Source organism: Janthinobacterium sp. GW460-12-1-14-LB5 (genome assembly GCF_059423585.1).
The window spans coordinates 218757-245265 of record NZ_JBWKYD010000004.1; the positions used below are offsets into that span (position 1 = coordinate 218757).

Annotated in this window: 23 protein-coding genes; 11 read left to right on the forward strand and 12 right to left on the reverse strand. The window is 61.9% G+C overall.

Annotation, left to right across the window (positions count from 1 at the left end):
• Positions 1 to 135 precede the first annotated feature (135 nt).
• The 5 genes from rpsJ to rpsL all read right to left on the reverse strand — a co-directional run bounded on the left by rpsJ (position 136) and on the right by rpsL (position 5116).
• Positions 136 to 453 carry a 30S ribosomal protein S10 gene (gene rpsJ / locus AC07X6_RS05675; RefSeq protein WP_010394389.1) on the reverse strand — a complete coding sequence of 106 codons (318 nt, stop codon included), beginning with the start codon at positions 451 to 453 and terminating at the stop codon, positions 136 to 138.
• Positions 454 to 632: 179 nt separating this feature from the next.
• Positions 633 to 1823 carry an elongation factor Tu gene (tuf, locus tag AC07X6_RS05680; protein ID WP_077398776.1) on the reverse strand — a complete coding sequence of 397 codons (1191 nt, stop codon included), beginning with the start codon at positions 1821 to 1823 and terminating at the stop codon, positions 633 to 635.
• 72 nt (positions 1824 to 1895) lie between these two features.
• Positions 1896 to 4001 carry an elongation factor G gene (gene fusA / locus AC07X6_RS05685; RefSeq protein WP_230542322.1) on the reverse strand — a complete coding sequence of 702 codons (2106 nt, stop codon included), beginning with the start codon at positions 3999 to 4001 and terminating at the stop codon, positions 1896 to 1898.
• Positions 4002 to 4109: 108 nt separating this feature from the next.
• The gene (gene rpsG, locus AC07X6_RS05690) at positions 4110 to 4580 is read right to left on the reverse strand and encodes a 30S ribosomal protein S7 (RefSeq protein ID WP_010394377.1); all 471 of its coding nucleotides are present in this window, start codon (positions 4578 to 4580) and stop codon (positions 4110 to 4112) included.
• Positions 4581 to 4732: 152 nt separating this feature from the next.
• Positions 4733 to 5116, reverse strand: a complete 384-nt coding sequence (rpsL, locus tag AC07X6_RS05695; RefSeq protein ID WP_010394376.1) for a 30S ribosomal protein S12 — start codon at positions 5114 to 5116, stop codon at positions 4733 to 4735.
• 425 nt (positions 5117 to 5541) lie between these two features.
• On the opposite strand from rpsL, the gene AC07X6_RS05700 reads away from it, so the two are divergent.
• Positions 5542 to 7467, forward strand: coding sequence for a phosphoethanolamine transferase (locus tag AC07X6_RS05700; RefSeq protein ID WP_494790343.1), 1926 nt, complete (start codon positions 5542 to 5544; stop codon positions 7465 to 7467).
• Positions 7468 to 7476: 9 nt separating this feature from the next.
• Here AC07X6_RS05700 and AC07X6_RS05705 read toward each other — a convergent pair whose 3' ends face one another.
• The gene (locus tag AC07X6_RS05705; protein WP_494790344.1) at positions 7477 to 9069 is read right to left on the reverse strand and encodes a MutS-related protein; all 1593 of its coding nucleotides are present in this window, start codon (positions 9067 to 9069) and stop codon (positions 7477 to 7479) included.
• A 222-nt stretch (positions 9070 to 9291) separates the two neighbouring features.
• Here AC07X6_RS05705 and AC07X6_RS05710 point away from each other — a divergent pair, with 222 nt between their 5' ends.
• The 8 genes from AC07X6_RS05710 to AC07X6_RS05745 all read left to right on the forward strand — a co-directional run bounded on the left by AC07X6_RS05710 (position 9292) and on the right by AC07X6_RS05745 (position 18223).
• A complete protein-coding gene (locus AC07X6_RS05710) occupies positions 9292 to 10566 on the forward strand; it encodes an efflux RND transporter periplasmic adaptor subunit (RefSeq protein ID WP_494790345.1) in 1275 nt (424 codons plus the stop codon).
• A 33-nt stretch (positions 10567 to 10599) separates the two neighbouring features.
• Positions 10600 to 11316: an ABC transporter ATP-binding protein gene (locus tag AC07X6_RS05715; protein ID WP_474294232.1), complete on the forward strand. Its 717-nt coding sequence runs from the start codon at positions 10600 to 10602 to the stop codon at positions 11314 to 11316.
• A gap of 9 nt (positions 11317 to 11325) precedes the next feature.
• Complete coding sequence (locus tag AC07X6_RS05720) at positions 11326 to 12648, forward strand: ABC transporter permease (protein WP_230542327.1); 1323 nt, start codon at positions 11326 to 11328, stop codon at positions 12646 to 12648.
• A 28-nt stretch (positions 12649 to 12676) separates the two neighbouring features.
• A complete protein-coding gene (locus AC07X6_RS05725; RefSeq protein WP_494790346.1) occupies positions 12677 to 13915 on the forward strand; it encodes an ABC transporter permease in 1239 nt (412 codons plus the stop codon).
• A gap of 28 nt (positions 13916 to 13943) precedes the next feature.
• Complete coding sequence (locus AC07X6_RS05730; protein ID WP_474294225.1) at positions 13944 to 15290, forward strand: sigma-54-dependent transcriptional regulator; 1347 nt, start codon at positions 13944 to 13946, stop codon at positions 15288 to 15290.
• Between the two features lie 14 nt (positions 15291 to 15304).
• On the forward strand, positions 15305 to 16621 hold the full coding sequence (locus AC07X6_RS05735) for a sensor histidine kinase (protein ID WP_494790347.1): 1317 nt from the start codon (positions 15305 to 15307) through the stop codon (positions 16619 to 16621).
• A 238-nt stretch (positions 16622 to 16859) separates the two neighbouring features.
• A complete protein-coding gene (locus AC07X6_RS05740; protein WP_230542331.1) occupies positions 16860 to 17384 on the forward strand; it encodes an FxDxF family PEP-CTERM protein in 525 nt (174 codons plus the stop codon).
• Positions 17385 to 17443: 59 nt separating this feature from the next.
• Positions 17444 to 18223, forward strand: a complete 780-nt coding sequence (locus tag AC07X6_RS05745) for a spermine/spermidine synthase domain-containing protein (protein ID WP_494790348.1) — start codon at positions 17444 to 17446, stop codon at positions 18221 to 18223.
• A 29-nt stretch (positions 18224 to 18252) separates the two neighbouring features.
• Here the strand turns inward: AC07X6_RS05745 and AC07X6_RS05750 are convergent, their stop codons facing one another.
• Together AC07X6_RS05750 and pdxR are read right to left on the reverse strand one after the other, a co-directional pair.
• Complete coding sequence (locus tag AC07X6_RS05750; protein ID WP_494790369.1) at positions 18253 to 18963, reverse strand: hypothetical protein; 711 nt, start codon at positions 18961 to 18963, stop codon at positions 18253 to 18255.
• Entirely contained in the window at positions 18890 to 20395 is a 1506-nt protein-coding gene (gene pdxR / locus AC07X6_RS05755) for a MocR-like pyridoxine biosynthesis transcription factor PdxR (protein WP_494790349.1), read from the reverse strand. Before pdxR ends, AC07X6_RS05750 begins: the two co-directional genes overlap by 74 nt.
• 105 nt (positions 20396 to 20500) lie before the next feature.
• Here pdxR and AC07X6_RS05760 point away from each other — a divergent pair, with 105 nt between their 5' ends.
• On the forward strand, positions 20501 to 21157 hold the full coding sequence (locus tag AC07X6_RS05760; RefSeq protein WP_494790350.1) for a pyridoxamine 5'-phosphate oxidase family protein: 657 nt from the start codon (positions 20501 to 20503) through the stop codon (positions 21155 to 21157).
• Between the two features lie 88 nt (positions 21158 to 21245).
• Positions 21246 to 22073, forward strand: a complete 828-nt coding sequence (locus AC07X6_RS05765; protein WP_494790351.1) for a class I SAM-dependent methyltransferase — start codon at positions 21246 to 21248, stop codon at positions 22071 to 22073.
• A 54-nt stretch (positions 22074 to 22127) separates the two neighbouring features.
• On the opposite strand, the gene AC07X6_RS05770 is transcribed toward AC07X6_RS05765, so the two are convergent.
• The 4 genes from AC07X6_RS05770 to AC07X6_RS05785 all read right to left on the reverse strand — a co-directional run bounded on the left by AC07X6_RS05770 (position 22128) and on the right by AC07X6_RS05785 (position 26390).
• Complete coding sequence (locus AC07X6_RS05770) at positions 22128 to 22319, reverse strand: hypothetical protein (protein ID WP_494790352.1); 192 nt, start codon at positions 22317 to 22319, stop codon at positions 22128 to 22130.
• Between the two features lie 89 nt (positions 22320 to 22408).
• Positions 22409 to 22603: a hypothetical protein gene (locus tag AC07X6_RS05775; RefSeq protein ID WP_071325682.1), complete on the reverse strand. Its 195-nt coding sequence runs from the start codon at positions 22601 to 22603 to the stop codon at positions 22409 to 22411.
• Between the two features lie 267 nt (positions 22604 to 22870).
• Positions 22871 to 24508 carry a serine hydrolase gene (locus AC07X6_RS05780; RefSeq protein WP_494790353.1) on the reverse strand — a complete coding sequence of 546 codons (1638 nt, stop codon included), beginning with the start codon at positions 24506 to 24508 and terminating at the stop codon, positions 22871 to 22873.
• Between the two features lie 22 nt (positions 24509 to 24530).
• Entirely contained in the window at positions 24531 to 26390 is a 1860-nt protein-coding gene (locus AC07X6_RS05785; RefSeq protein ID WP_230542340.1) for a M1 family metallopeptidase, read from the reverse strand.
• Positions 26391 to 26509 lie beyond the last annotated feature (119 nt).

Consider the following 26509-nt stretch of genomic DNA (forward strand, 5'->3'; position numbering starts at 1 on the left):
GATTTTGCACGCGCACGCAAGTAGCGCCAAGTTGGGCAGGCACCAATGGCAATGGGGCCGGGCGCACTCACGATCGTGAGCAGGCCCGGCCCCATCATCAGGCAGCGGGATACCCGCCGGCCTTCTTAAAAACGATTATTGCAGTTTGATTTCGACATCAACACCAGCTGGCAGGTCCAGCTTCATCAGCGCGTCAACGGTTTTGTCCGTTGGGTCAACGATGTCCATCAGGCGTTGGTGCGTACGGATCTCGAACTGATCGCGCGAAGTTTTGTTGACGTGCGGGGAACGCAGCACGTCGAAACGCTGAATACGGGTAGGCAGTGGTACTGGGCCTTTGACGACAGCGCCGGTGCGCTTCGCGGTTTCAACGATTTCCAGAGCGGACTGGTCGATCAATTTGTAATCGAAAGCCTTCAGGCGGATACGGATTTTTTGGTTTGGTGCCGACATGATATTTCCTTAAAAGAACGAACCGCGCGGTTTGCACGGCAATGAGGTCATACGGGAATTTCTGACGCAACAACCGTCAGGGTCGACATGATAGCACCAAAATGCTTGCCAACCCCGGCAGTTGAATAAAAAGAAGGGCGCCGGGCGACGACGCTTCTTCTTTTATAGTCGCCTAATAATTAAGCGATGATTTTTGCAACAACACCAGCGCCGACGGTACGGCCGCCTTCACGGATAGCGAAGCGCAGACCTTCTTCCATCGCGATCGGGTTGATCAGCTTGACGGTGATCGACACGTTATCGCCTGGCATGACCATTTCTTTGTCTGCTGGCAACTCGATCGAACCAGTCACGTCCGTCGTGCGGAAGTAGAACTGTGGACGATAGTTGTTGAAGAATGGCGTATGACGGCCGCCTTCGTCTTTCGACAGAACATAGATCTCGCCGGTGAAGTGCGCATGCGGCTTGATCGAGCCTGGCTTGGCCAGAACTTGACCACGTTGCACGTCTTCACGCTTGGTGCCGCGCAGCAGCAGACCAACGTTGTCGCCTGCTTGACCTTGGTCCAGCAGTTTGCGGAACATTTCCACGCCGGTGCAAGTCGTTTTGACGGTATCGGTAATACCGACGATTTCGATCTCTTCGCCGACTTTAACAATGCCGCGCTCGATACGACCGGTCACAACGGTACCGCGACCCGAGATCGAGAACACGTCTTCTACTGGCATCAGGAACGCACCGTCAACAGCGCGCTCTGGCGTTGGGATGTAAGCATCCAGCGCATCGGCCAGACGCAGCACTGCGTCAACGCCCATTTCGCCTTCTTTGCCTTCCAGCGCCATACGTGCCGAACCTTTGATGATTGGCAGGTCGTCGCCCGGGAATTCGTACTTCGACAACAGCTCGCGCACTTCCATTTCAACCAGTTCCAGCAGCTCTGCGTCGTCGACCAGGTCGCACTTGTTCAGGAACACGATGATGTATGGAACGCCAACTTGGCGGGCCAGCAGGATGTGTTCGCGGGTCTGTGGCATTGGGCCGTCAGCTGCGGAGCACACCAGGATCGCGCCGTCCATCTGCGCGGCACCGGTAATCATGTTCTTGATGTAATCGGCGTGGCCTGGGCAATCAACGTGTGCGTAGTGACGGGTTTCCGTTTCGTACTCGACGTGGGCGGTGTTAATCGTGATACCGCGCGCTTTTTCTTCTGGAGCCGCATCGATCTGGTCGTATGCTTTAGCTTCGCCGCCGAATTTCTTCGACAGAACCGTTGCGATTGCAGCGGTCAGCGTGGTTTTACCGTGGTCGACGTGGCCGATGGTGCCGACGTTGACGTGCGGCTTGGTCCGTTCGAATTTACCTTTTGCCATTTTATTCTTCCTTAGAACAATGATTTAAATGTAGGGACCGGCATTCTCGTGAAAGCCGGCCCGGAACTTCTATTACTTAGCTTTCGAGCTTACGATTGCTTCAGTCACATGCTTAGGTGCTTCAGCATAGTGCTTGAATTCCATCGTGTAAGTCGCACGACCTTGGGTCGACGAACGCAACGACGTAGCGTAGCCGAACATTTCCGACAGAGGTACTTCGGCCTTGATGATCTTGCCGCCACCGCCAGCAATTTCATCCATGCCTTGCACCATGCCGCGACGCGACGACAGATCGCCCATCACGGTACCGGCGTAGTCTTCCGGCGTTTCCACTTCCACGGCCATCATCGGCTCCAGGATGACTGGCGATGCTTTGCGGCAGCCATCTTTGAATGCCATCGAAGCGGCCATGCGGAATGCATTTTCGTTCGAGTCAACATCATGGTACGAACCGAAGAACAGCGTGACTTTCACGTCAACAACTGGGTAGCCAGCCATCACGCCCGAAGTCAGCGTGTCGCGCACACCTTTTTCAACTGCAGGGATGTATTCGCGAGGAACGGTACCGCCCTTGATCGCGTCAACGAATTCGAAGCCCTTGCCCGGTTCTTGCGGCTCGATCTTCAGAACCACGTGACCGTATTGACCACGACCACCCGATTGCTTGACGAATTTGCCTTCCGACTCTTCGCACACTTTACGGATCGTTTCGCGGTAAGCCACTTGTGGCTTGCCGACGGTGGCTTCAACGTTGAATTCGCGCTTCATGCGGTCAACGATAATGTCCAGATGCAACTCGCCCATACCGGCGATGATGGTCTGGCCCGATTCTTCATCGGTACGCACGCGGAACGACGGATCTTCTGCTGCCAGACGGTTCAGCGCCAGGCCCATTTTTTCCTGGTCGGCCTTGGTTTTTGGCTCAACCGCTTGCGAAATCACCGGCTCAGGGAAGACCATGCGCTCCAGAACCACGCTTGCCTTGTCGTCGCAAAGCGTATCGCCCGTGGTGGTGTCTTTCAGACCCACAACGGCGGCGATGTCGCCAGCGCGCATTTCCTTGATTTCTTCGCGTTCGTTCGCCTGCATCTGCACGATACGGCCGATACGCTCTTTCTTCTGCTTCACGGAGTTCAATACCGAGTCGCCCGAATTCAGGGTACCCGAGTAGCAACGGATGAAGCACAACTGACCGACGAACGGATCGGTTGCGATCTTGAATGCCAGCGCCGAGAATTTCTCGTTGTCGTCAGCTGCGCGTTCGACCGGCTGCTCGTCCTCGTCCAGACCTGGGACAGGTGGAATGTCGATTGGCGATGGCAGGTACTCGATGACCGCGTCCAACATGGCTTGTACACCTTTGTTTTTAAAGGCGGTACCGCACAACATTGGAACGATTTCGCTGGCGATGGTACGCTGACGCAGGGCAGCCTTGATCTCTTCTTCCGAGAGGTCGCCTTCTTCCAGGTACTTGTTCATCAGGTCTTCCGACGCTTCAGCAGCGGCTTCAACCATGTTCTCGCGCCACTTGGCAGCTTCAGCGGCCAGGTTCGCAGGAATTTCGCCGTATTCAAACTTCATACCTTGCGAAGCGTCGTCCCAGATAACGGCTTTCATCTTGACCAGATCGATAACACCGGTAAAGAGGTCTTCAGCGCCGATAGGCATCTGAATAGGTACTGGGTTGGCTTTCAGGCGCGAACGCATCTGATCGTAGACCTTGAAGAAGTTGGCGCCGGTACGGTCCATCTTGTTCACGAAGGCCAGACGTGGCACTTTGTATTTGTTAGCCTGACGCCATACCGTTTCCGATTGTGGCTGCACGCCGCCGACTGCACAGTAAACCATGCAGGCGCCATCCAACACGCGCATCGAACGTTCCACTTCAATGGTGAAGTCAACGTGGCCTGGGGTGTCGATGATGTTGATGTGGTGAGCTGGGAAGTTGTTAGCCATGCCTTTCCAGAAGCACGTAACAGCAGCCGAGGTAATCGTGATACCGCGCTCTTGCTCTTGTGCCATCCAGTCGGTGGTGGCAGCGCCATCATGGACTTCGCCCAGCTTGTGGTTCACGCCTGTGTAGAACAGGACGCGCTCGGTCGTGGTCGTCTTACCTGCATCGATGTGAGCGGAGATACCGATATTACGATAGCGCTCAATGGGGGTCTTGCGGGCCATAATTAATCCTAAATGAATGGACAAAACCGAGCAGCATTTTTTTGCAAAAATGAGCCCGGCCTCGAACAACAGATGCTTGACAGCCGCCTTGCGGTAGCTGGCTTTATATTAGAAGCGGAAATGCGAGAACGCTTTGTTCGCTTCAGCCATACGATGGACTTCGTCGCGTTTTTTCATCGCGCCGCCGCGGCTTTCAGCCGCTTCCATCAGCTCACCGCCGAGGCGTTGTGGCATCGATTTTTCGCTGCGCTTGTTAGCAGCTTCACGCAACCAACGCATGGACAGCGCCATACGACGGACTGGGCGAACTTCGACCGGCACCTGGTAGTTTGCACCACCGACGCGACGGGATTTCACCTCAACCAGCGGCTTGGCGTTGTTGATTGCGGTAGCAAAAACTTCGAGTGGATCTTTACCCGATTTTGCTGCGATGTGCTCGAAAGCACCGTAGATGATGTTTTCTGCAACCGATTTCTTACCGGACAGCATCAGCACGTTTACAAATTTAGCGACATCAGTGTTGCCGAATTTTGGATCTGGCAAAATTTCGCGCTTGGGTACTTCACGACGACGTGGCATATCAATTCCTTTCAATCTTCAGTTGAGCGCGCGTTCTTCGCACACTCGCGGACGACCATCATAGCCTTCCACTTACTCGACCAGATGCGGTCGACTACATTCACTTAGCTAGTTGCCACTGAGCGAAACTTGGGTTTGCTGCGTACAACTTATTACTTCTTGCCTGCTTTAGCGCGCTTGGTACCGTACTTCGAACGCGATTGCTTACGGTCTTTAACGCCTTGGGTATCCAGGGCACCGCGAACCATGTGGTAACGCACACCCGGCAAATCCTTGACGCGGCCGCCGCGCAACAGCACAACACTATGCTCTTGCAGGTTATGGCCTTCACCGCCAATGTACGAAATGACTTCGAAACCATTGGTCAGGCGAACTTTAGCGACTTTACGCAGAGCCGAGTTAGGCTTCTTTGGAGTCGTGGTGTAAACACGTGTGCAGACGCCACGTTTTTGCGGGCTGTTTTCCAGCGCCGGCGATTTGCTCTTCACGGTCAAAGCGACGCGTGGATTGCGAATCAATTGATTGATGGTTGGCATCGTTATAAATCCAACAAAAAACTACGATTAATAACCCGGGCAAGATGCCCGGCGACTAAAACCTCGTCCCGCTTTCATCTCCTGCGCACCGGAGGCGCCCGCAGCCACTCGATCAGGAGCGGCCATGAAATGCCAAGCAATACGTAAACGATGAGCAGAATAAAATCGAGAACTCGCTAGTTTAGACCTTGTGTTACAGGGGGTCAATCAGTTTACCGCTTTTTGCTATAAAAAAAGGCAAAAAAGCGGCACTTTTGTGGCATTTTGACTAATATTTAGCCGCTCCGCGCGGATGCCGCCACCGCATGGCGCTTGATGATTTGACACTCTTTCCCTGCGGCCAAGTAGCGGACGCACGCATTCTTGTATGACCGCAAGACAACAAAAGGATTGATAATAGCGGACATTTTTCGCTGCCCTTCCCTATGCGCTCCTTGCTTCGCCCCGCCAATCTGTTCCTGCTCCTGACGTATGCCTTGCTGACGGCCGTGCCCTTCATCCCCGCACTGCTGGGACGCGCGCTCGAGCATCCCTGGCAAATGCTCACCTTCGAGCTGCTGGCCTGGCTGGCCGTCTGGAGCGTATTCAAGCGCCCCGCCTACTTCCACTGGCTGCTGGTGCCCGCCTTCCTCGCCCTGCCGACGGAAATCTACCTGTTCATCTTCTATGGCCAGGGCATTTCCACGCACCACCTGGGCATCATCTTCGAAACCAGCCCCAAGGAAGCGATGGAATTCCTCGGGCAAAAGGTATGGCTGATGGGCGCCGTCATGCTCGGTGTGATCGCCTGGTGCGCCCTGAGTTGGTATGCGGCCACGCGCACGCGCGACCTCGACTGGCGCGGCAAGACGCGCCCGGCCGCCTTCGTGCTGCTGATCCTGCTGGGCGGCTTCTGGTGGTATGGCTACGAATTCGGTTTCGAGGCCAAGGCCGTGCACAGCGCCGCCGCATCCGCCAAGGCCAGCGGGCCGGCGGCCAGCGGGAAGGCGGGCGCCTCCGGCTTCGGCGACGCCAGTTCGGCCGACGACGACACGGCAGAGGAAGACGAGGAGGGCAGCAAGCCGGAGAACGCCAGCATCGCCGGTGCCGACGAGACGGGCCTGGGCTGGCCCAGCCTGCCCCACTGGGCGCGCCTGCCCTACGCCTTCGATACCATCAGCAATTCCTGGCCCTTCGGCCTGGCCGCGCGCGGCTTCGATTTCTATAAGGAACGTCGGTACCTGGCCGAGCTGGGACAGAAAAGCAGCAGCTTCCGTTTCGGCGCGCACCAGCAACAGCCCGATCCCCATCCGGAAGTGGTGGTGATGGTGATCGGCGAATCGTCGCGCTACGACCGCTGGAGCCTGAACGGCTACGAACGCGACACCAATCCCCTGCTGAAACAGGAAAGCAACCTGGTGCCGCTGGCCGACGTCATCACGGCCGTTTCCGCCACGCGCCTGTCCGTGCCCGTCATCATCTCGCGCAAGCCGGCCACGCAAAGCCTCAAGGATGGCTTCTCGGAAAAATCCTTCCTCACGGCCTACAAGGAAGCGGGCTTCAAGACCTACTGGCTGTCGAACCAGATTTCGTTCGGCCAGTTCGACACGCCCGTGTCCGTATTTGCCAAGGAAGCGGACGTGGTGCAATTCCTGAACCTGGGCGGCTTTACCAACAACTCGAACTTCGACCAGATCCTGTTCGACCCGTTCAGGAACGCGCTGGCCGACCCGGCGCCGAAAAAGCTCATCGTGCTGCACACACTGGGCAGCCACTGGAACTACAGCCAGCGCTATCCGAAGGCGTTCGACAAGTGGCAGCCATCGTTGTTCGGCGTCGACAAGCCCGTCTACACGGACACGGCCATCAAGCCGCAGCTGAACAACAGCTACGACAGCTCCATCCTGTACACGGACTGGTTCCTGTCGAACGTGATCGGCATGCTGAAGGACGATGGCCAGCGCACGGCCCTGCGCAGCTCGCTCGTCTACGTGGCCGACCACGGCCAGACCCTGTACGACGGCACCTGCCGCCTGGCCTTCCACGGCCACAACACGCAGTTCGAATTCCACGTGCCCGCCTTCGTCTGGTATTCACCGCAATTCCAGCAGCACTATCCGGACAAGGTGACGCAGCTGCAGCGCCATCAGAAGGCGCGCCTGTCGACGGAAAACATGTTCCACACCCTGCTTGACCTGGGCGACATCCGCTTTGCCGGCGAACAACCCGAATGGAGCATCGCCAGCCCCCGCTTCAAGCAGCACAAGCGCTACGTCGACAGCTACGGCTGGACCAACTACGACAACGCCATCATCCGCGGCGATTGCCGCGAAGTAATCGACAAGAGCACGCCGGAAAAGCAGGACAAATAAGCGCGGCCCTCAGGCCCGTTCCAGCACGCCGCGACAATCGGCCGGTTGCGCCATGTGTGTGCTGAGCCAGTCGAAGACGCGCCCGGCCTTGTCCGCGATGCCGGCGTCAAAACCGCGCTGCGCCAGCAGAGCGATGCCATTCGTGGCTTGCAACACGCCGGGCGCCAGCAGCAACGCGCCCCCGTCATCGCGGCGCACGCACCACGGCGCCAGGCAGTCTTCCAGCAAGGGTCCCAGCACCAGGTTATGCGACGAGACGATCACCAGGTGGTCTGCGGCCAGGCTGTGCAGCACGGCGGCTGCCGCCGCCACGGATTCGAGGTGGTTCGTGCCGCGGAAGATTTCATCGATCAGGAACAAGGCTGGCGTCCCCTCCTCGGCCAGCGCCATCAATTCGCGCGCGCGGCGCAATTCGGCGATGTACAGACTCTCGCCGCCATCGAGCGAGTCTTCATTCTGCATGCTCGAATACAGGGGCAGCATGGGCACCCGGGCCGCCTGCGCATAGCAAAAACCAAAGGCGCGCGCGCTGATCAGATTAAGGCCTACGCCGCGCAGAAAGGTACTCTTGCCGATGGCATTCTGGCCCGAGATGAAGGCGCCGCGGCCGTCGAGATACAACGACAGCGGCACGGCGCCGTCCAGCAGCGGATGCACCATGGCATCGAGTGACAACTGCCGCGCATCGCTTTCCTGCGCCCAGCAAAACTCTTCGCGACCGCGCAGGTGGCGCGCCAGGGCCAGGTCCGCCTCCAGGTCGGCCAGCAGCAGGAAACTCTGGCGCAGGAAGGCGCGTTCGCGCCGCACCACGCGCAGGCTGTGAAAGTAGCGCCGGATATTGCCCAGCATGAGCCAGTCGTCATATTCGCTCAGCAGGGGAATCATCTTGATCCAGCGTACTGGGGTGATCTGGCGGTTGATCACGCCGGCAGCCCGCCCACCTTCTCGCAGCTGCGCCGTGAACGCAGTATCGAGCGCGCCCAGGCGGCCATGCACCAGCAGTATCTGCTGCAAGGTAAAGACGCTGCGCTCCCATGGTTTGCAACGGTCGTGAAAGCGCATCTGCAAGGCCATCAGCAAAAGCCAGATGGGCACCGCGACGGCCCATGCCAGCGGCGCAAACAGCCACGCGGCCAACAGCGACACCAACAGCGCCAGTGTCGGCAGCAGCAGCCAGCGGCTCCACCACGGTGGTGCTGGCGGCGCTACGCCACACAGCAGCGCCGCCACTTCCACGTCCGCCGTGCGCAGCGGCAGCATGGCTTGCTCGATCACCGCCTGCTGTGCTGGCGCCGCCAGCAAGGCCGCGATGCGCGCGCGCGAAGCGACGTCTGCCGTGCCGCTCGCCAGGCGCTGATGCAATCGCTGCTGGCCAATGATGCTGGTCTGCGCGGCAAGCTGCGCATGGTAGTCATCGAGCAGCATCTCGTTCCAGGTCTGGCCATCGAGTTGCAGCAGGCCGCCCTCGACCTGCTGCAGCATGGCGATGTCGCTGCGGGCAAACGGATAATCGAATTCGGCCGGCTCGGGCAGGCTGGCGAACTGGCGCAGCCAGCGTTTCAAACTGGCTAACGAGGAAGGCTTGGGGGGCGAGGCAGGCATCATGCTCCAGAAAGGTGACCAGCATGGCGCCGCGCGCCATCACTGCCAAGCACAGATCAGGTCGATTGCCAGATTATCAAGATCAATGCATGCTCGGACACCCGCTGGACGGCGCGGACACGGCGGACAGCCGGACGCCAGAATTTTTCCCCATTCAAATCAACGACTTAATTACTGGCATGGATCGTGCATTAGAAAAGTCACCCTTCACGAGACCCGACCATGATCCGCGATACCTCCTCCCAAGACGCCGTACTGTCCGCCCCTCCGGGCCAGCGCCACAAGCGACGCGCCCTGCTGCTGGCCGGCGCCGTCATCGTCATCGGCGCCGCCGTCGCGGTCGTTGCCGGCTGGCGCAACAGCGAGCATTCCGTCAACAGCAGCCGCCTGCGCATCGCCGACGTCACGCGCGGCACCCTGATCCGCGACGCGGCCACGGCGGCCGTCACCGGCCGCGTCCTCGCCTCGATCAGCCCCACCCTGTACTCGACCACGGTGGCCACCGTCACGCTGAAAGCGAAGGCGGGCGACACGGTGAAAAAGGGCGACATCCTGGCCGTGCTGGAGTCCCCTGACCTGTCCGACGCCCTCAAGCGCGAACAATCGAGCGTGCAGCAGCTGGAAGCGGAAGTGGCGCGCCAGCAGATCCTGGCCAAGAAGCAGAAGCTGCTGGCGCGGCGTGAAGCCGACACGGCGGAAATCGAGCGCCTGTCCGCCCAGCGCACGCTCGAGCGCTATGAGAGCGTGGCGCAGGTGGGCATCATCGCCAAGATCGATTACCAGAAGGCGAAGGATGCCTTGAATTCCGCCGATATCCGCAGCAAGCACGCGTCGCAGGCGGCGGGCCTGGAAAGCGAAGACGTGACCCTGGCGCTCAAGACCAAGGTCAACGAACTGGAACGCCAGCGCCTCGTCCGCGACAACGCCCAGCGCAGGGTCGACGAGCTGACCGTGCGCGCGCCCGTCAACGGCTTCATCGGCACCCTGTCGGTAGCCAACCGCAGCGTGGTGCAAGCCAATACGGCGCTGATGACCCTGGTCGACCTGTCGCAGCTGGAAGTCGAACTCGAGGTACCGGAAACGTATGTGGCCGACATCGGCCTGGGCATGAGTGCGGAAATCGAAACTGGCGCCATCAAGGCAACGGGAAAACTCTCGGCGCTGTCGCCGGAAGTGGTGAAAAACCAGGTCCTGGCGCGCGTGCGCTTCAACGGCGAACAGCCGCCCGGCCTGCGCCAAAACCAGCGCGTGGCGGCGCGCCTGCTGATCGATGAAAAACCGAATGTGCTGATGCTGGTGCGCGGCTCCTTCGTCGAAGCCGAAGGCGGCCGTTTCGCCTACGTCGTGCGCGATGGCGTGGCGATGCGCACGCCGATCAAGCTGGGCGCGACCAGCGTCTCGGCCGTGGAAATCCTGGACGGCTTGAAGCTGGGCGACAAGGTGGTCGTCGCCGGCACGGAAAACTTCGAGAGCGCCGCCCGCGTCTCGCTCAACTGACACATCATTCAACTTATATCCTGAGAGGCCCCCATGCTGCGCATGCAAAACCTGAGCAAAGTCTACCGCACCCACATGATCGAAACCCACGCGCTGCGCGGCTTCGACATCCATGTGCAACAAGGTGAATTCGTCACCGTCACGGGGCCGTCGGGCTCGGGCAAGACGAGCTTTCTGAACATCGCCGGCCTGCTCGAGGAATTCACCGACGGCGAATACATCCTCGACGGCGTCAACGTCAGGGGCATGGACGACAATGCCCGCTCGCGCCTGCGCAATGAAAAGCTGGGCTTCATCTTCCAGGGTTTTAATCTGATCCCCGACCTGTCGCTGTTCGACAATGTCGACGTGCCGCTGCGCTACCGGGGTTTCAACCGCGCCGAACGCAAGGAGCGCATTGAGGAGGCGCTGGCCAAGGTGGGCCTGGCCTCCCGCATGAAACACTATCCGGCTGAATTGTCGGGCGGCCAGCAGCAGCGCGTGGCGATCGCACGCGCGCTGGCAGGATCCCCCAAGCTGCTGCTGGCCGATGAACCGACTGGCAACCTGGACACGCAGATGGCGCGCGGCGTGATGGAGCTGCTGGAAGACATCAATGCGCAAGGCACCACCATCCTAATGGTCACGCACGATCCGGAACTGGCGCTGCGCAGCCAGCGCAATGTGCACATCATCGACGGCCAGGTGTCGGACCTGGTGCAGCACCGCGCCTCGCTGTCGGCCAGGCCGCAGCACGCCGTGACCGCGTAAGGAGAGACCATGTTCCGCTACTATTTCACGCTGGGCCTGCGCAGCCTGCGCCGCAACCGCGCCCTGACCGCGCTGATGGTGCTGACCCTGGCCGTCGGCGTGGCCGCCAGCGTGTCCACCGTCACCATCCTGCACGCCATGTCGGGCGATCCGCTGCCGCACAAGAGCGACCGCCTGTTCGTGCCGATAATCGACATCCTGCCCTTGAAAGGCTATGTCCCCGGTGATAAGCCCAACTTTTCGCAGTCGCAGATAAGCTATATCGACGCGCGCAATTTCATGCGCAGCAAAATCGGCGTGCGCCGCACCGTCATGTACGGCGTGGCCGGCCCGGTCGAACCATTGCGTAAGGATATCGGCGTCTTCAATGCGCAGGGTATGGCGCCCACGCGCGACTTCTTTGCCATGTTCGAGCCGCCGTTCCTGTACGGCCAGCCATGGAGCGAAGCCGACGACGCCAGCGGCGCCGACGTGATCGTGCTGAGCCGCGCGCTGTCCGAAAAGCTGGTCGGCAGCACCAATCCGGTCGGCCAGCGCGTGACGGTGCTTGGCCGGCCCTACATGGTGACGGGCGTGCTGGCCACCTGGGATGTGGTGCCACGCGCCCATCACATCATCGGCAGCAAGGGCGCATTCGGCCCGGAGGATGAATTCTTCATCCCGTTTGCCAGCGCCATCCGCCACGAAACCGAGCACGATGGCGGCATGAGCTGCAACGGCGACAATAACGCACCCGGCTACCAGGGCAGGCTCGCTTCGGGCTGCACCTGGCTGCAGTTCTGGTTCGAAATGGCCAGCAGCGGCGAGCGTGGCCAGTTGCAGCAGTACCTGGATGCCTATGCGGGCGAGCAGCGCAAGCTGGGACGCATGAAACGCAACGCCCCGAACCGCCTGTACGACCTGAACGAATGGATGAGCTTTTTGCAGGTAGTCGACAACGACAACAAGCTGGCGGCCTGGCTGGCGTTCGGCTTTTTGCTGCTGTGCCTGGTCAATACCATCGGTCTCTTGCTGGCAAAATTCTCAGTGCGTGCCAGTGAGGTGGGTATCCGCCGCGCGCTGGGTGCCACCCGGCGCGACATCTTCAGCCAGTTCCTGATCGAGACCACGGTGATCGGTCTGGCCGGCGGCGTGCTGGGCTTGCTGTTGGCGTTTGGCGCGCTGGCCGTGGTCAGCAAGCAATCGGAAGACCTGGGCACCGTCGCGCACATGGACATACCGATGCTGCTGCTGACGTTTTCGATGTCGGTGCTGGCCGCCCTGCTCGCCGGTCTGCTGCCCACCTGGCGCGCCTGCCAGGTAACACCGGCGATCCAGCTCAAATCCCAATGAAACCCTTTTCACCAACATGAGGTCCAGCATGGAAATCCGTCCCATCCTGTCGGCGCTGATGCGCAGCAAAACCGGCGCCATCCTGGTGGCGGTGCAGGTCGCGATCAGCCTGGCCATCCTGGCCAACGCCCTGTATATCGTCAACGTACGCCAGGCCGTCGCCGCGCGGCCCAGCGGCGTGGCAGCTGAAAGCGACGTTTTTTACGTCAATATCCAGAACCTCAACCGAGGCAGCCATGAGCGCCAGCTGGCCGAACAGAAGCGCCAGGCGGCTCTTCTGCGCGCAATGCCGGGCGTGATGTCGGTGGCGCAAACGTCTCAAGCGGTGCTGTCACGCTCCGGTCACATCACCAGCATGTCGGCCAAGCGCAGCCAGGCCTCGGCCAGCGCCGAAGTGTCCACCTATGTCAGTCCTGATTCGCTGATCAGAACGTATGGCTTGCAATTGGTCGAAGGGCGCGATTTTCGGCCCGACGAGGTGCCCGAGATCAACGAAGACGTCGATGAAAGTTCTCCCAAGGTGCTGATACTGACGCGGGCGGCGGCGCAAAAGATCTGGCCCGGCGAGGCCAGCTTTGTTGGCAAGACGCTGTACCAGGGCACCGGCTCGGACGACCCGGAACTGCGCGTGGTGGGCATCGTCGAGCGGCTGCAGACCCAGGGAGCGCAAACCAAGCCGCGCGGCGAATACTCGGCCCTGCTGCCGGCGCGCCTGACGGGCGGGCGCGGCCTGCTGATGTACGCCGTGCGGGCAGAACCTGGCCAGCGTGACCGCCTGATGCAGGAGGCGGAACAGGCCATCCGCACTTCCAGCACGGACCGGCTGCTGGTAACCACCGACACCCTGGAACAGCATCGCAAGGCGCGCTACCGGGCCGACCAGGGCCTGTCCTGGATGCTGATCAGCGTCTCGACCCTGCTGCTGCTGGTGACGGCCAGCGGCATCGTCGGCATTGCCAGCCTGTGGGTGACGCAGCGCAGGAAGCAGATCGGCGTGCGGCGCGCGCTGGGCGCCCGCCGCATCGACATCCTGCGCTATTTTTTGACGGAGAATTTCATGATCACCAGCGTCGGCGTGGCGTGCGGCGTGCTGCTGGCACTGGGCTTGAACCAGCTGCTGGTAAGCCAGCTGGAAATGGCGCGCCTGCCGCCCGCGTATCTGCTGGCCGGTGCGCTCGTGTTCTGGCTGCTGGGCGCGGGCGCCGTGTACGGCCCGGCATGGCGCGCGGCCAGTATTTCGCCCGCCACTGCCACCCGCAGTACCTGAGCCGGCACCTGAGTGATATGCTGCGCGCATGCCTACCGTACTGATTATTGACGACAATGCCGCCGTGGCCATCGCGCTCGACGTGCTGTTCTCCCTGCACGAAATCGACGCCGTGCGCGCCGCCTCGCCCGAGGAAGGCCTGCGCCTGCTCGAGCGCCACGCCATCGACCTGGTGGTGCAGGACATGAACTTCACGGCCGACACCACCTCGGGCGAGGAAGGCGGCGCGCTGTTCCATGCCATCCGCGCGCGCTACCCGGACCTGCCCGTGATCCTGCTGACGGCATGGACCCAGCTCGACGCGGCGGTCGACCTGATCAAGTCCGGCGCGGCCGACTACCTGGCCAAGCCATGGGATGACCGGCGCCTGATCGCTTCCGTGCAGAACCTGCTGGAACTGGGGCAGGCCAACCGCGCGCTGCGCCAGCGCGTGGTGGCAGAACAGCGCCAGCGCCACGTCCTGGAACACGATTTCGACTTGCGCGGCATGGTGTGGCAAGACCCGGCCACGGAACGAGTCGTGCACCTGGCGTGCCAGGTGGCGCGGGCCGACGTGCCCGTGCTCATTTCAGGGCCGAACGGCAGCGGCAAGGAGCGCATCGCCGCCATCGTGCAAGCCAATTCCCAGGTTGCCGGCGGTCCCTTCGTGGTGCTCAATTGCGGCGCCGTTCCCGTGGAGCTGATCGAAGCGGAACTGTTCGGCGCCGAGGCGGGCGCCTACACCGGCATCACCCGTGCGCGCGACGGCAAGTTCGACGCGGCCGATGGCGGCACCTTGTTCCTCGACGAGATCGGCAACCTGCCGCTGGCCGGACAAATGAAACTGCTGCGCGTGCTGGAAACGGGACGCTTCGAGCGCCTCGGTTCGAACCGCGAGCGGCAAGTGAAAGTGCGCGTCATCAGCGCCAGCAACGCCGACCTGCCCGCGATGATCAAGGCCGGCACGTTTCGCGAAGACCTGTTCTACCGCCTGAACGTGATCGAACTGCGCCTGCCGCCGCTGGCCCAGCGCCCGGCCGACATCCTGGTGCTGGCGCGCCACTTCCTGGGCAGCGAAAACACGCTGGACGCCCAGGCCCAGGCTACCTTGCTGGCGCACGGCTGGCCAGGCAATGTGCGCGAACTGAAAAACGTCATGCAGCGCGCCAGCCTGCTGGCGGCAGGTAAGGTGATCCGCGCGGAGGAACTCGGCTTGCCGCTGGCGACGGCGCCGCGCACGCTACAGGATGGCGCCGGCACGGAACCGGACCGCGACAGCGTCACCGCCGCCCTGGCGCGCGCGCAGGGCGTGGTGGCGCAGGCGGCGCAGGAACTGGGGCTGTCGCGCCAGGCACTGTACCGGCGCATGGAGCGCCTGGGCATTGCGCGCGGCTGATGGCCTACCGTCGCATGCGCCTCTCCCTGCTCACGCGCTGGACGGCGCTGATCGTCACCTTGCTGGTGCTGGGCATCGTCATCGCCCTGCTGCTCGCGCATTTTTTGCCAGGCCAGCCGCTGCTGGTGCTGGCGGCTACCCTGCTGTGCGTGCTGCCGGTGGCCGTCATTACCATCCGCGCGCAGTTGCAATCGATGCTGTCGCTGTTTCGCGCCTTGAGCGGCACGGTCGCCAGCTACCAGGACGGCGACTTCGGCTTCAGCCTGCGCTGGCCGCAGAACGATGAACTGGCCGACCTGGTGGCGGCCCACAATGCGCTCGGCGACGTGCTGCGCAAGCAACGCCTGGACCTGGTGCAGCGCGAACTGCTGCTCGACACCATGGTGCAAAACACGCCGGTGGCCATGCTGCTGGTGGCCGAGGGCAGCGCCATCGTCTACGCCAATCTGGCCGCGCGCCAGCTGCTGCACCACGGACGCCGACTCGAAGGGCATCATCTGGCCGACATCGTGCAGCAGGCCGCGCCGGCCCTGGCCGAAGCGCTCGCGCGCCGCAACGACGGCCTGTTTACCAGCGGCGAAGGGGAACAGGAAGAGGTGTATCACCTGGCGCGGCGCAGCTTCAGCCTGAACGGGCGCAAGCATGAGCTGCTGCTGCTGCGCCAGCTGACGCTGGAGCTGCGGCGCCAGGAAGTGCAGACCTGGAAAAAAGTCATCCGCGTCATCAGTCATGAGCTCAACAACTCGCTGGCGCCACTGGCCTCGCTGGCCCATTCCGGCGCCGAGCTGGTGCGCCGCGGCCAGACGGAACGCCTGCCGCAAATCCTCGCCACCATCGAAGAGCGCACGCGCCATCTGGAAACTTTCATCCTCGGCTATGCGCGCTTTGCCAAGCTGCCCACGCCGCGCCTGGCGCCATGCGAATGGCAACCCTTCCTCGACAGCCTGGCCTCGCAAGCGGCCTTCACGCTCGACGGCCCGCCGCCCGCGCAGGCGGCCGTGTTCGATGCGGCGCAAATGCAGCAGGCGCTGCTGAACCTGCTCAAGAATGCGCTGGAATCAGGCTCGCGGGAGGAACATATCGGCCTGCACCTCAGCCAGGCACAAGGGCAGTTGCGCATCGAAGTGCGCGACCGAGGTCCGGGCATGAGCGGCGCCGTGCTGGAAAACGCGCTGGTGCCGTTTTATTCCACCAAGCGCAGCGGCACGGGACTGGGCCTGGCCCTGGCGCGCGAAATCGCCGAAGCGCATGGGGGACGCATCACGCTGGCCAACCGCGAGGGTGGCGGCCTGGCGGTGACACTGATTCTTCCCTTGCTGGACAGAAATTAGTTACTGGCGCAACGATTTTTCCATCACATACTGCGCAATTATTTTTCGGTATTATATTGATAATTAGAGTTTTTAATATTGCAATATCACGAGCACTATGCCCGTGTGTTAGAAATAAGCTATTTAAGTTTGCACAATGATATAAAAATAGCTCATTGACAATGAAATATCCTGGCGATAATTTATCTGAGCGGTACGGTTTTTTTGAAACATTAATCGTTTTTTCGCGGGGATAAACATGAAACTGAAATCACTCATCGCAGTAGCACTCTTGAGCGCGGCTTCCATCGGCGTAGCGCAGGCAACAGCGTACAACGTGGACCTGACCAACACCACCGGCAACCTGTGGACGGGCGGCTTCAACGCCACGCCCAATCCGCTCGGCGACTTTACCGATACCTTCACCTTCACACCCGATGCGACTTTCGGCTCGACCGCGCAAGCCTTCCTGGCCAACCTGTCGGTCACGGGCAGCGACGCTTCCGCCATCAACTTCAGCGGAGCCAACCTGAACGGCATCGCCCTGACGGGCTTTGGCGGCCCCACCGTCTTTGGCTATGCCCAGGGCGAAATACTGGCGCAAACCAGTCTGCTGTTCAACGGTCCCATGGTTCTCACTGTCATGGGCAGCAGCAATGGCGGCAGCTATGGCGGCACCTTCAACCTGAACCTGGCCCCGGTTCCCGAACCGGAAACGTATGGCATGCTGCTGGCTGGCCTGGGCGTACTGGGCTTCCTGGCGCGACGCCGCAAGCAATCTTGAGCTCCCCTCCCAAAAGACGCTGCGGCGTCTTTTTTTCAGCTGGCTGCTAAACTGCCGCCATGACGACCGACTTTACCTCCACCAGCCACACCGCTTTCAGCCACCCTGGACACCCGCCAGCCACCACCACCGAGCACCGCGGCATCCGCTACCTGCACCTGGGTACCAAGTGGGTGCAAGGCGCCATGCGCCTGGATAAACCCGATGCCATCGAACTCGAATACGTGCAGATGATGATGATGTGGATGCTGTTCAAGACGCAGCCAAAACGCATCGTGCAACTGGGCCTGGGCAGTGCCGCGCTGACCAAATTCAGCTACCGCCGCTTTCCCGACGCCACGGTCACGGCCATCGAACTCAATCCGAACGTAATCGCCATCTGCGGCGCCCAATTCGCGCTGCCGCCGAACGACGCGCACCTGGACGTGCGCGAAATGAATGCGCTCGACTTCGTGCTCGACCCCGCCAACCACGGCACGGTCGATGCGCTGCAAGTGGACCTGTACGACGAGGATGCGCGCGGCCCCGTGCTCGACACGCCCGAGTTCTACCAGGCTTGCTATGACTGCCTGACGGACGACGGCATCATGTGCACGAACGTCTTCGGCGACTTCCCCAACTACGACAAGAATTTGCAGGCGATGGAACTGGTGTTCGACGCCGTCGTCTGGGTGCCGGAAATGGAAGATGAAAACATCGTCGTGCTGGCCTTCAAAAAATCGCCATCGCTCGACTTCAGCGATTTATATGAACGCGCCGCTACCATCAAGAAACAGTTCAACCTGCCCGCCAAGAACTGGGTCAACGGCTTGAAGCAGTGGATGCAGGACCAACATTAAACCCCATCAGGCGCGGCGCCCGTGCGATCTCATTCAGGAACCTCTTCCCATCTTCCTTCGGCGCGATAAAATCCCAGCTTCCTGTCGCCCTTGAAGCGCGCGGCCGTCATCAGGCCAGCGAGCTGGCTGGAAATCAACAGGTCGCCCGATTGCGCATCCCTGGCGATCTGCCTGGGCGCCATTGCATCGTCGCGGAAAAACCTGCTCGTGAAGTAGATGATGTTGCCCTTGTCATCCTTTTCCGCGACTGAACGCGCGAGATCCACCGCCTGGACGTGTTGCGTCGCATTCACGATGTAAAACGGCTGCTCCACCGCTTCACCGCCCGCCATGATGCAGGCGGGGGCGAGCAATTCCACGTCCTGGCCGGCGGCGCCGGCGAGAAACTCGGCCAGGCGGGCCGAGGCCAGCGGCACCTCGCCGGGCAGCCACAGGCAGTCATATTTCAGTAGCCGTTCCCTCGGACAGACAAAATGCACGGGTGGCTTGTCCATGCCGGGCGGGAAAGGCGCCCCCTGCAGCAGGTGCAGGTAGTCGAAGTTCGAACCAGCCGTCTCATACGACCCACGTTCCTTGTCGTAGGAACCGGTGAGTTTGTCATTGTAATAAATCGGGGCTTTCCAGCTCAGTATCATGGGCAGTCTTCTGATCGGGTTGGCAAAGACCCTATTGTGTCCGCTTTGCCTGCCCTGGCGCGCCAGATTGGGCGAGCAGCGCGCCCAGGCGGCGCGCCAGGCCATCCATGTTCTCGGCCGGCACCTGCGCATAACCGAGCAGGAAACCGTTCCAGCCCGCCCCGTCCCCCGTGCCGTGCGCCGACAGCGCCAGCGCCACGATGCCGTCCTGCGCGGCGCGGCGGCTCAGCGCCAGGTCATCCCATGCGCTATCGTGAAAACGCAGCGCCAGGTGCATGCCGGCCGTGCCGCCATGGATGGACGCGCCCGCGCACGCATGGCGCTGCAAGGCCTCGCTCAAGGCGTCGCGGCGCTGCCGATACAGCCTGCGCATGCGGCGCACGTGGCGCGCAAACAGGCCGCTGCGCAGGAACTCGGCCAGCGCCAGCTGTTCGGCCACGCGCCCCCGTGCGGCGCCCTGTGCCTGCATCTGCGCGAAGGCCCTGGCCAGCGCCGCCGGCACGACGATAAAGGCGATGCGCAAGGCGGGAAACATGGTCTTGCTAAAGGTGCCCAGATACACGACGGGCGCGTCGGCCACCAGTCCCTGCATGGCAGCCAGGGGCGGCCCGCCATGGCGAAATTCGCTGTCGTAATCGTCTTCGATGATCAGGGCACCCGCCGCGCGCGCGTGTTCGAGCAGCGCCATGCGGCGCGCGGGACTGAGCACGCTGCCCGTCGGATACTGGTGCGACGGCGTAGTATAGATCAGGCGCGGCGGCGTATCGCGCCAGTCTTGATCCGTCGGCGCGATGCCTTCCATGTCGACGGCGATGCCCGTCACCTGCAAGCCGGCGCCACGGCCCGCCGCCAGCGCGCCGCCATAGCCGGGATGCTCGATCCACAAAGTATCGCCCTGGTCGGCAAAGGCGCGCAGGCAGACATCGAGACTGCTTTGCGTGCCGTCCGTGATGAACACCTGACCCGCCTCGCAGACGACACCGCGCGCGGCGCGCAAATGATCGGCGATGGCCATGCGCAGCTGCGGCTCGCCGGCAGGGTCGCCATAATTGAGCTGGCGCGGCGTCAGCGCGCGCCACGCGCGGTCCAGCATGCGCCGCCACTGCGCCAGCGGAAATTCATCGAGCGCCGGCACGCCGGGCGCGAACGCCCCCATGGCGTCAGCGGGAAACACCAGCGCCGCATTCACATCCTGCCCCCCCACCCCGCGCAAATGCCGGGCGCGGCGCGACAGGCCATCCTCGTTACCTTCGGTCGGCGGCGCCAACGCCGCACCAGCGCTGCCAGCGACGACGGTGCCGCGCCGGTCCGGCAAAACAAACCCTTCGCTGGCCAGCTGCTCGTAGGCGTACAACACGGTATTGCGCGCCACGCCCAGTTCGGCCGCCAGTACGCGCGTGGCGGCCAGCCGCGTGCCGGGCGCCAGCTGGCCGCCGCGGATCGCCGCGCGCAGGCATTCATGCAACAGGCGCTGGCGCGGCCAGCCCCGCTCGCGGTGCGTGCGCTCGAACGCGCCCAGCAGCAAAGCAAAATCCATGCGCCTCCTTTGTGGCTCCAAATTATTCATCAGGTCTGGATCTTTTTTCAGGGCCAGATGCCGATTATAGTGCGGCCTGCTTCTTCAACCAACCGGACTTCCGCCATGACCGCTACCGCCCTGCCTCCCAGCCCCCGTACCCGCGTGCGCCGCGTCGCCGAACTGGCCAGCTACGAGCAAGCCACCGTGCACGCCATCCTCGATGCCGCCTACCTGTGCCATATCGCCTTCCACGACGACAAGGGCAGCCATTGCATCCCGACCGCCTGCTGGCGCATTGACGGCCACCTGTACATCCATGGCTCGAACGGCAGCCGCATGCTCAAGCGCCTGCAGGATAGCGACGTCTGCGTGACGGTGACCCATCTCGATGCTCTGGTGCTGGCGCGCTCGGCCTTCAACCACACGATGAACTACCGTTCGGCGATGGTGTACGGGCAGTTTGAAAAAGTAAGCGAGATCGGCCAGCAGCATGCGGCCATGGATGCGCTGATGGACAAGCTGGCGCCGGGACGCCTGGCGCACGTGCGCGGCGGCAGCGCCAAGGAATACGCGGCCACCACCGTGCTGCGCATCGCGCTCGAGGAATGCGCCGTCAAGCAGCGCAAGGGCGGCCCGCTCGACGACGCGGACGACATGGCGCACGCAGTCTGGACGGGCGAACTGCCGTTTACGCACGGCCGTGGCGCGGCCATCGCCGATGCACTCAACACCAGCGACCTGCCTGCGTATGCCGCCGCCTGGAGCACGGAATCCGCTTGACCGTCCGGCGTGCTTGCCCGATGATCGGCATTGATGGCGATCGCCACCAATTCACCAACCGATCCAATCACGCATGGAGCATATGATGATGAAGCGAGTATCCCTGGCCGCGGCCCTGACGGTCATGCTGGCCTGCGGCGGCAGCGGCGCGGCGCTGGCAGCCAACACGGGCGATGCGGCCCTGAAGGCAGCCATTGCCGGCAGTGCGCGCACGCCGGCCAACGTCACGCGCGATGGCGCCCGCCACCCGTATGAAACGCTGACGTTCTTCGGCATCAAGCCGAGCATGACGGTGGTGGAACTGGCGCCGGGCGGCGGCTGGTACACGGAGATCCTCGCGCCCTACCTGCGCGAGCATGGCAAGCTGATCGCGGCCGGCAACGACCCGCAGTCCGCCAGCGAAGGCGCACGCCGTGGCGCGGCGCGCTTCCAGCAAAAACTCGACGCCAATCCGGCCGCTTTCGGCAAGGTGGAAATCGGCGCCTTCGCCCCGCCCACCACCTACCGCATCGCGCCCAAGGGCACGGCCGACATGGTGCTTACCTTCCGCAATATCCACAACTGGATACCCATCGGCGACGAAGGCATGCAAATCCTGTTCAAGCAAGTGTATGACAGCCTGAAACCGGGCGGCGTGTTCGGCGTCGTCGAGCACCGCCTGCCCGCCAGCAAAGTGCAGGATGCCACGGCCAGCAGCGGCTACATGCACGAAGCGTACGTGATCAAGCTGGCCGAAGGCGCAGGCTTCAAGCTGGAGGCCAAATCGGAGATCAACGCCAATCCGAAGGACAAGGCCGACCACCAGGGCGGCGTCTGGGCCCTGCCGCCCACCTACGCCAACAAGGACGTGGAACGCGACAAGTACACGGCCATCGGCGAGAGCGACCGCATGACCTTGAAGTTCGTCAAGCATTGAAAAAATGGCGGCGGGCCGATACGGCGCGCCGCCAGCGCTGCTTCAAACGCTATCCTAGATAAACAAGCCATATACCGCGCAATAGCGCGACACGAACGTACACTGCTTCCCGATACCGGCTTCGGTGCACTCAATCAAAGCCTGCACGCATTCACCGTAGGTAGGCTGCGCGTATGCGGTGCTCAAGGCGCCAGCAAAACCGATGGCAGTACAGAACAGAAAAACGGCTTTTTTTGCATTGATCATTTTTATTCAGTTTCTGAAAAAGTTGAGCCAATCTAAAAGCTATTGAACTGGAAGATCACAATAGCGCGTGCAAGCAGGTAGCGACACGCTCAGACGTGGATACCGTACACGCCGCACAGGCGACGCACCAGCGCGCAGTCGTTTTCATTACCATCGGCGAGACAGGAATCACGTGCCTCTTCACACGTTTCACGCGAAGGCAAGGCATATGCGCTCGAACTGATGGCACCGGCGAAACCGACAGCGGCACAGAAGACAAATACGGCTTTCTTGAAATTGATCATTTTTATCCCGTTAGCAAAAAAGTTCATCGTTATAAAAACCCAGGGCAGAACGCCAGCCGCCAACTTCCATCTATCGATAGACGTATAGCGCATAAAAATAGTAGCACCAAAGAAAGTTAGAAAATAAACAAACAAGAAAACAAGATAACATTTCTTGTTTGGCCAGTTTCAAACAATAAAAACCGGCCTGCCGCCATTCTGCCGCGCACTTGCATGGTAAGCGGCGAAAAAAAACCGCAGGCGACGCTGCGGTTTTTGTAGCCAGGCTTATTTCTTCACGTCCTTCGGCTTCACCGGCACCAGGCTCAAGTCCTGAAAGTCGTAGCTGAAGTCCGTCTCGGCCGACACGGGCGCCATTTTTACCCTGTCGATGCTGCCATCGGGATTGAGCGAAAACGTCACGTAGGCGTCGGCATTGAAGTTGCGCTCTTTCCAGCGCACGATGAAGGTGTCGTGCTGCCAGTGTTCCAGCTCGCCCGTCAGGTCCGGCGTGCGCGTAAAACTGAGGATATGTTTTTTCCCTTCCGGCTTGATCACGACCTTGCCGTACCAGGCGTCTTCATACTCGCCGTCATACGCCGCCAGCGGCAGCGACGGCTGCGATTTCGCCGCGCGCGCGCTCGACGCCTTGCCCTGCTTTTTCACTTCTTCCGCATGCTGGTCCTGCTCCACCTTTGCCACCAGCGCCAGCCAGTCCGACGGCGCCGCCTGCAGGTAATGGTCGAGGATGCGCCATTGCAGCGCCGTCATCGAACCGCCATTTTCCGCATTGGTGAGGATGGCCACGCCCAGTTTCGCTTCCGGCACCATCACCACGCGCGAATAAAATCCCTGCAGCGCGCCGCCGTGCATGGCGACCTTCATGCCCTTGTAGTCGCGCAGCTGGAAGCCCAGGCCATATGCGCTGAAGTTCGGTTTCGTCGCGGCCAATGCCGGCTTCGGCTCGGCAATCTTGATCGGCGTTTGCGCCGTCCACATCTCGCGGCCCTGCTTTTCACTGAACAGGCGCGTTTCCTTGCCATCCTTGCCCTGCACGCCGGCGATCTTGCCGCCATCGAGCAGCACCATCATCCACTTGGCGATGTCTTCCGCATTCGTGTTGATGCCGACGGCGCCCACGGCGTTCGGCACGGGCATCGACTTGACGGCGGCGATCTTGCCGTCGATCTTGCTGTGCGCACTGGCGACGTCGGGCTTGCCCGCATTCTCGGCCAGGCTGGTGGTGGTGCCCGTCATGCCCAGCGGTGCCAGGATGCGTTCGTGCATGGCCTCGCCCCAGCTTTTCCCCGCCTTATCGGCGATGATCTTGCCGGCCACGATGTACAGCAGGTTATCGTAGGCATAGCTGTTGCGAAAACTCGTGGCCGGACGGATGTAGCGCAGCTTCTCGATGATCTCGTCGGTGCTGAACGTGGTGGTGGGCCACCACAGCAAGTCGCCGGCGCCCAGCCCCAGACCGCTGCGGTGCGTCAGCAAATCGCGGATGGTCATGGCGCCCGTCACGTAGGAATCATGCATCTGGAAGCCGGGCAGGTGCTTCGTAACCGGATCGTCCCAGGCCAGCTTGCCCTCGTCGACCAGCATGGCCAGCGCGGCGGCCGTAAAACCCTTCGAATTCGATGCCACTTCGAACAGGGTCTGCGCATCGACGGCGGCCGGTTCGCCCAGCTTGCGCACGCCAAAGCCCCTGGCGGTGACGACCTTGCCATCCTTGACGATGGCAATCGCCATGCCGGGCACGTCGAACACTTTCAGGGCGGTGGCCACGTCGCGCTCAAGATCGAAGGCCGGCGCGGGCGCGGGCGCTGCGGCAACGACGGGTACTGCATCGGCTGCCAGCGCTGGCACGGCGATGCTGGAAAACGCCAGCACGATGGCGGCGGCGAGACGGTTCATGGTATGCATGGTCAGGATATCCAGAGAAGGTTCAATGCGCTTGCGCGGCCATCAATTTATCGACGCTTTCCTGCGTCACCGGGTGGTAGCGTTCGCGCGCCTGCGCATATACGTCCTTGGCCCAGGCATGGCCTTGCGGCGTCTTCATCAAGGCGCTGTACAGCGGCACGACGAACTTCTGGCGGCCCACGCTCAGCAGGAATGCCTGCAAGGGCTGGCGCACGTCGTAGCCGGCGTTCACGGAGGCCAGGTAGAAGCGGTAGGCCACTTCATTGTTGCCACTCTTGCCCACGCCGTAGACCTGGTCCAGCTCACGCAATTGCGCCGCGCTGGCCTTGTTGTTGATGTCGTTCAGGAAGTGCATCGATTCGATGGCGATCCACTTGTCCATGCCCAAGTCCTTGGTGGCCAGTTCGCCTTTCAGCCAGGCGTCGCGGTGCTGGTCGAGCAGCGCCAGGCGCGGCGAGACGACGCGCTGCGCGCTGGCCGGCACACCCGTGCCATACAGCCATTCCTCGAGCTCCGCTTGCGGCATCACGTCCGGATGCTGCGCCAGCAAGTTCTTGCGCAAGTAGGCGATGAACTGCTCCGTCGTCACGCTCTGGAACGCATGCTGGTCGAACCAGCCGCGCAGGAAGGGGTCGAACACGGCGCGGCCCGCGCGGCGCTCCATGGTGGCCAGGAACCAGGCGCCTTTCGGGTAGATGATGCCATCGTCCGTGTACGTTTCCGCCGGGTTGGCATCGGCGTCGCGTGTGATCAGCGCCGTTTTCGCAGCCGGCAATTCGCGGATCGAGGCGGCCAGTTCTTCCTGGTCGACCTGCACGCCCATCTGCGCCACTTCGCTGCCATACAGCTGCTCGACGATGCGCGTCGTGACGTAGGTGGTGAAGCCTTCGTTGAGCCACATGTGCTTCCACGACGCGTTGGTGACCAGGTTGCCCGACCACGAGTGGGCCAGTTCATGCGCAATCAGGTCGACCAGGCTGCGGTCGCCCGCGATCATGGTCGGCGTGAGGAAGGTCAGGCGCGGGTTTTCCATGCCGCCGTAGGGGAACGATGGCGGCAGCACGATCATGTCGTAGCGCCCCCAGCCATACGGGCCATACAGCGCTTCGGCCGCCTGGATCATCTTTTCCGTATCGGCCAGCTCGTATTCGGCCGCCTTGATGCGCGGCGGTTCCGCATACACGGCGGAACGGGGGCCGAGCTTGCGCACTTCCAGTTCGCCGATGGCAATGGCCAGCAGGTACGAGGGAATCGGCTGCGGCATCCTGAACTTCCAGCCGCCCTTGCCGGTCGCCTTTTCGTCGTTCTCGGCGCTCATCACGACGCGCATGCCGCTTGGTGCCTCGATGCGCGCGCTATACGTAAAGCGCACGGCCGGCGTATCCTGCGACGGCACCCACGAGCGGGCGTTGATGCTTTGCGACTGGCTGAACATGAAAGGCAGCTTGCCCGACATCGTCTGCTGCGGCGTGAGCCACTGCAGCGCGATGGCGTTCGGCGCCGTGTGATAGTAGACGCGCACTTTGCCCGGCTGGCCCGTGGTGGTGATACGCAGCGCCTGGCCCTTTTCCGGATCGGCCTTGTCCAGCCGGTACGGCGCCATCTGCCATGCGCCGCGCTTGTCCTGTACCTGCACTTTCGCGATCGACAGATCGCGCGTATCGAGCACCAGGGTGCGCGCCGCGGGATCGATCCAGTTCAAGGACAGCTCGGCATAGCCGGACAGGGTCTTTTGCTTGAAGTCGGCTTTCAGGTCCAGTTGCAGGTCGCGCGTGCGCACCTGGTCGTAGCGCGCGTAGCTGAGGGGATCGGCGTGCGCGGCTAGGGTCACCTGGCAAAGTAGCGCACAGCCCAGCGCGCGCAGGAAGGTCAAAGTTTGCATGGTCGTCTTTTGAATGATTTGCGAAAGCCCCGGTCCGTGTACGCCGGGGCGTCGCGCAGAATAGCACTTCCGGCGCGGGCCGGCAGAAAAAAAGCGCCGGGATGGCCGGCGCTTTTTCC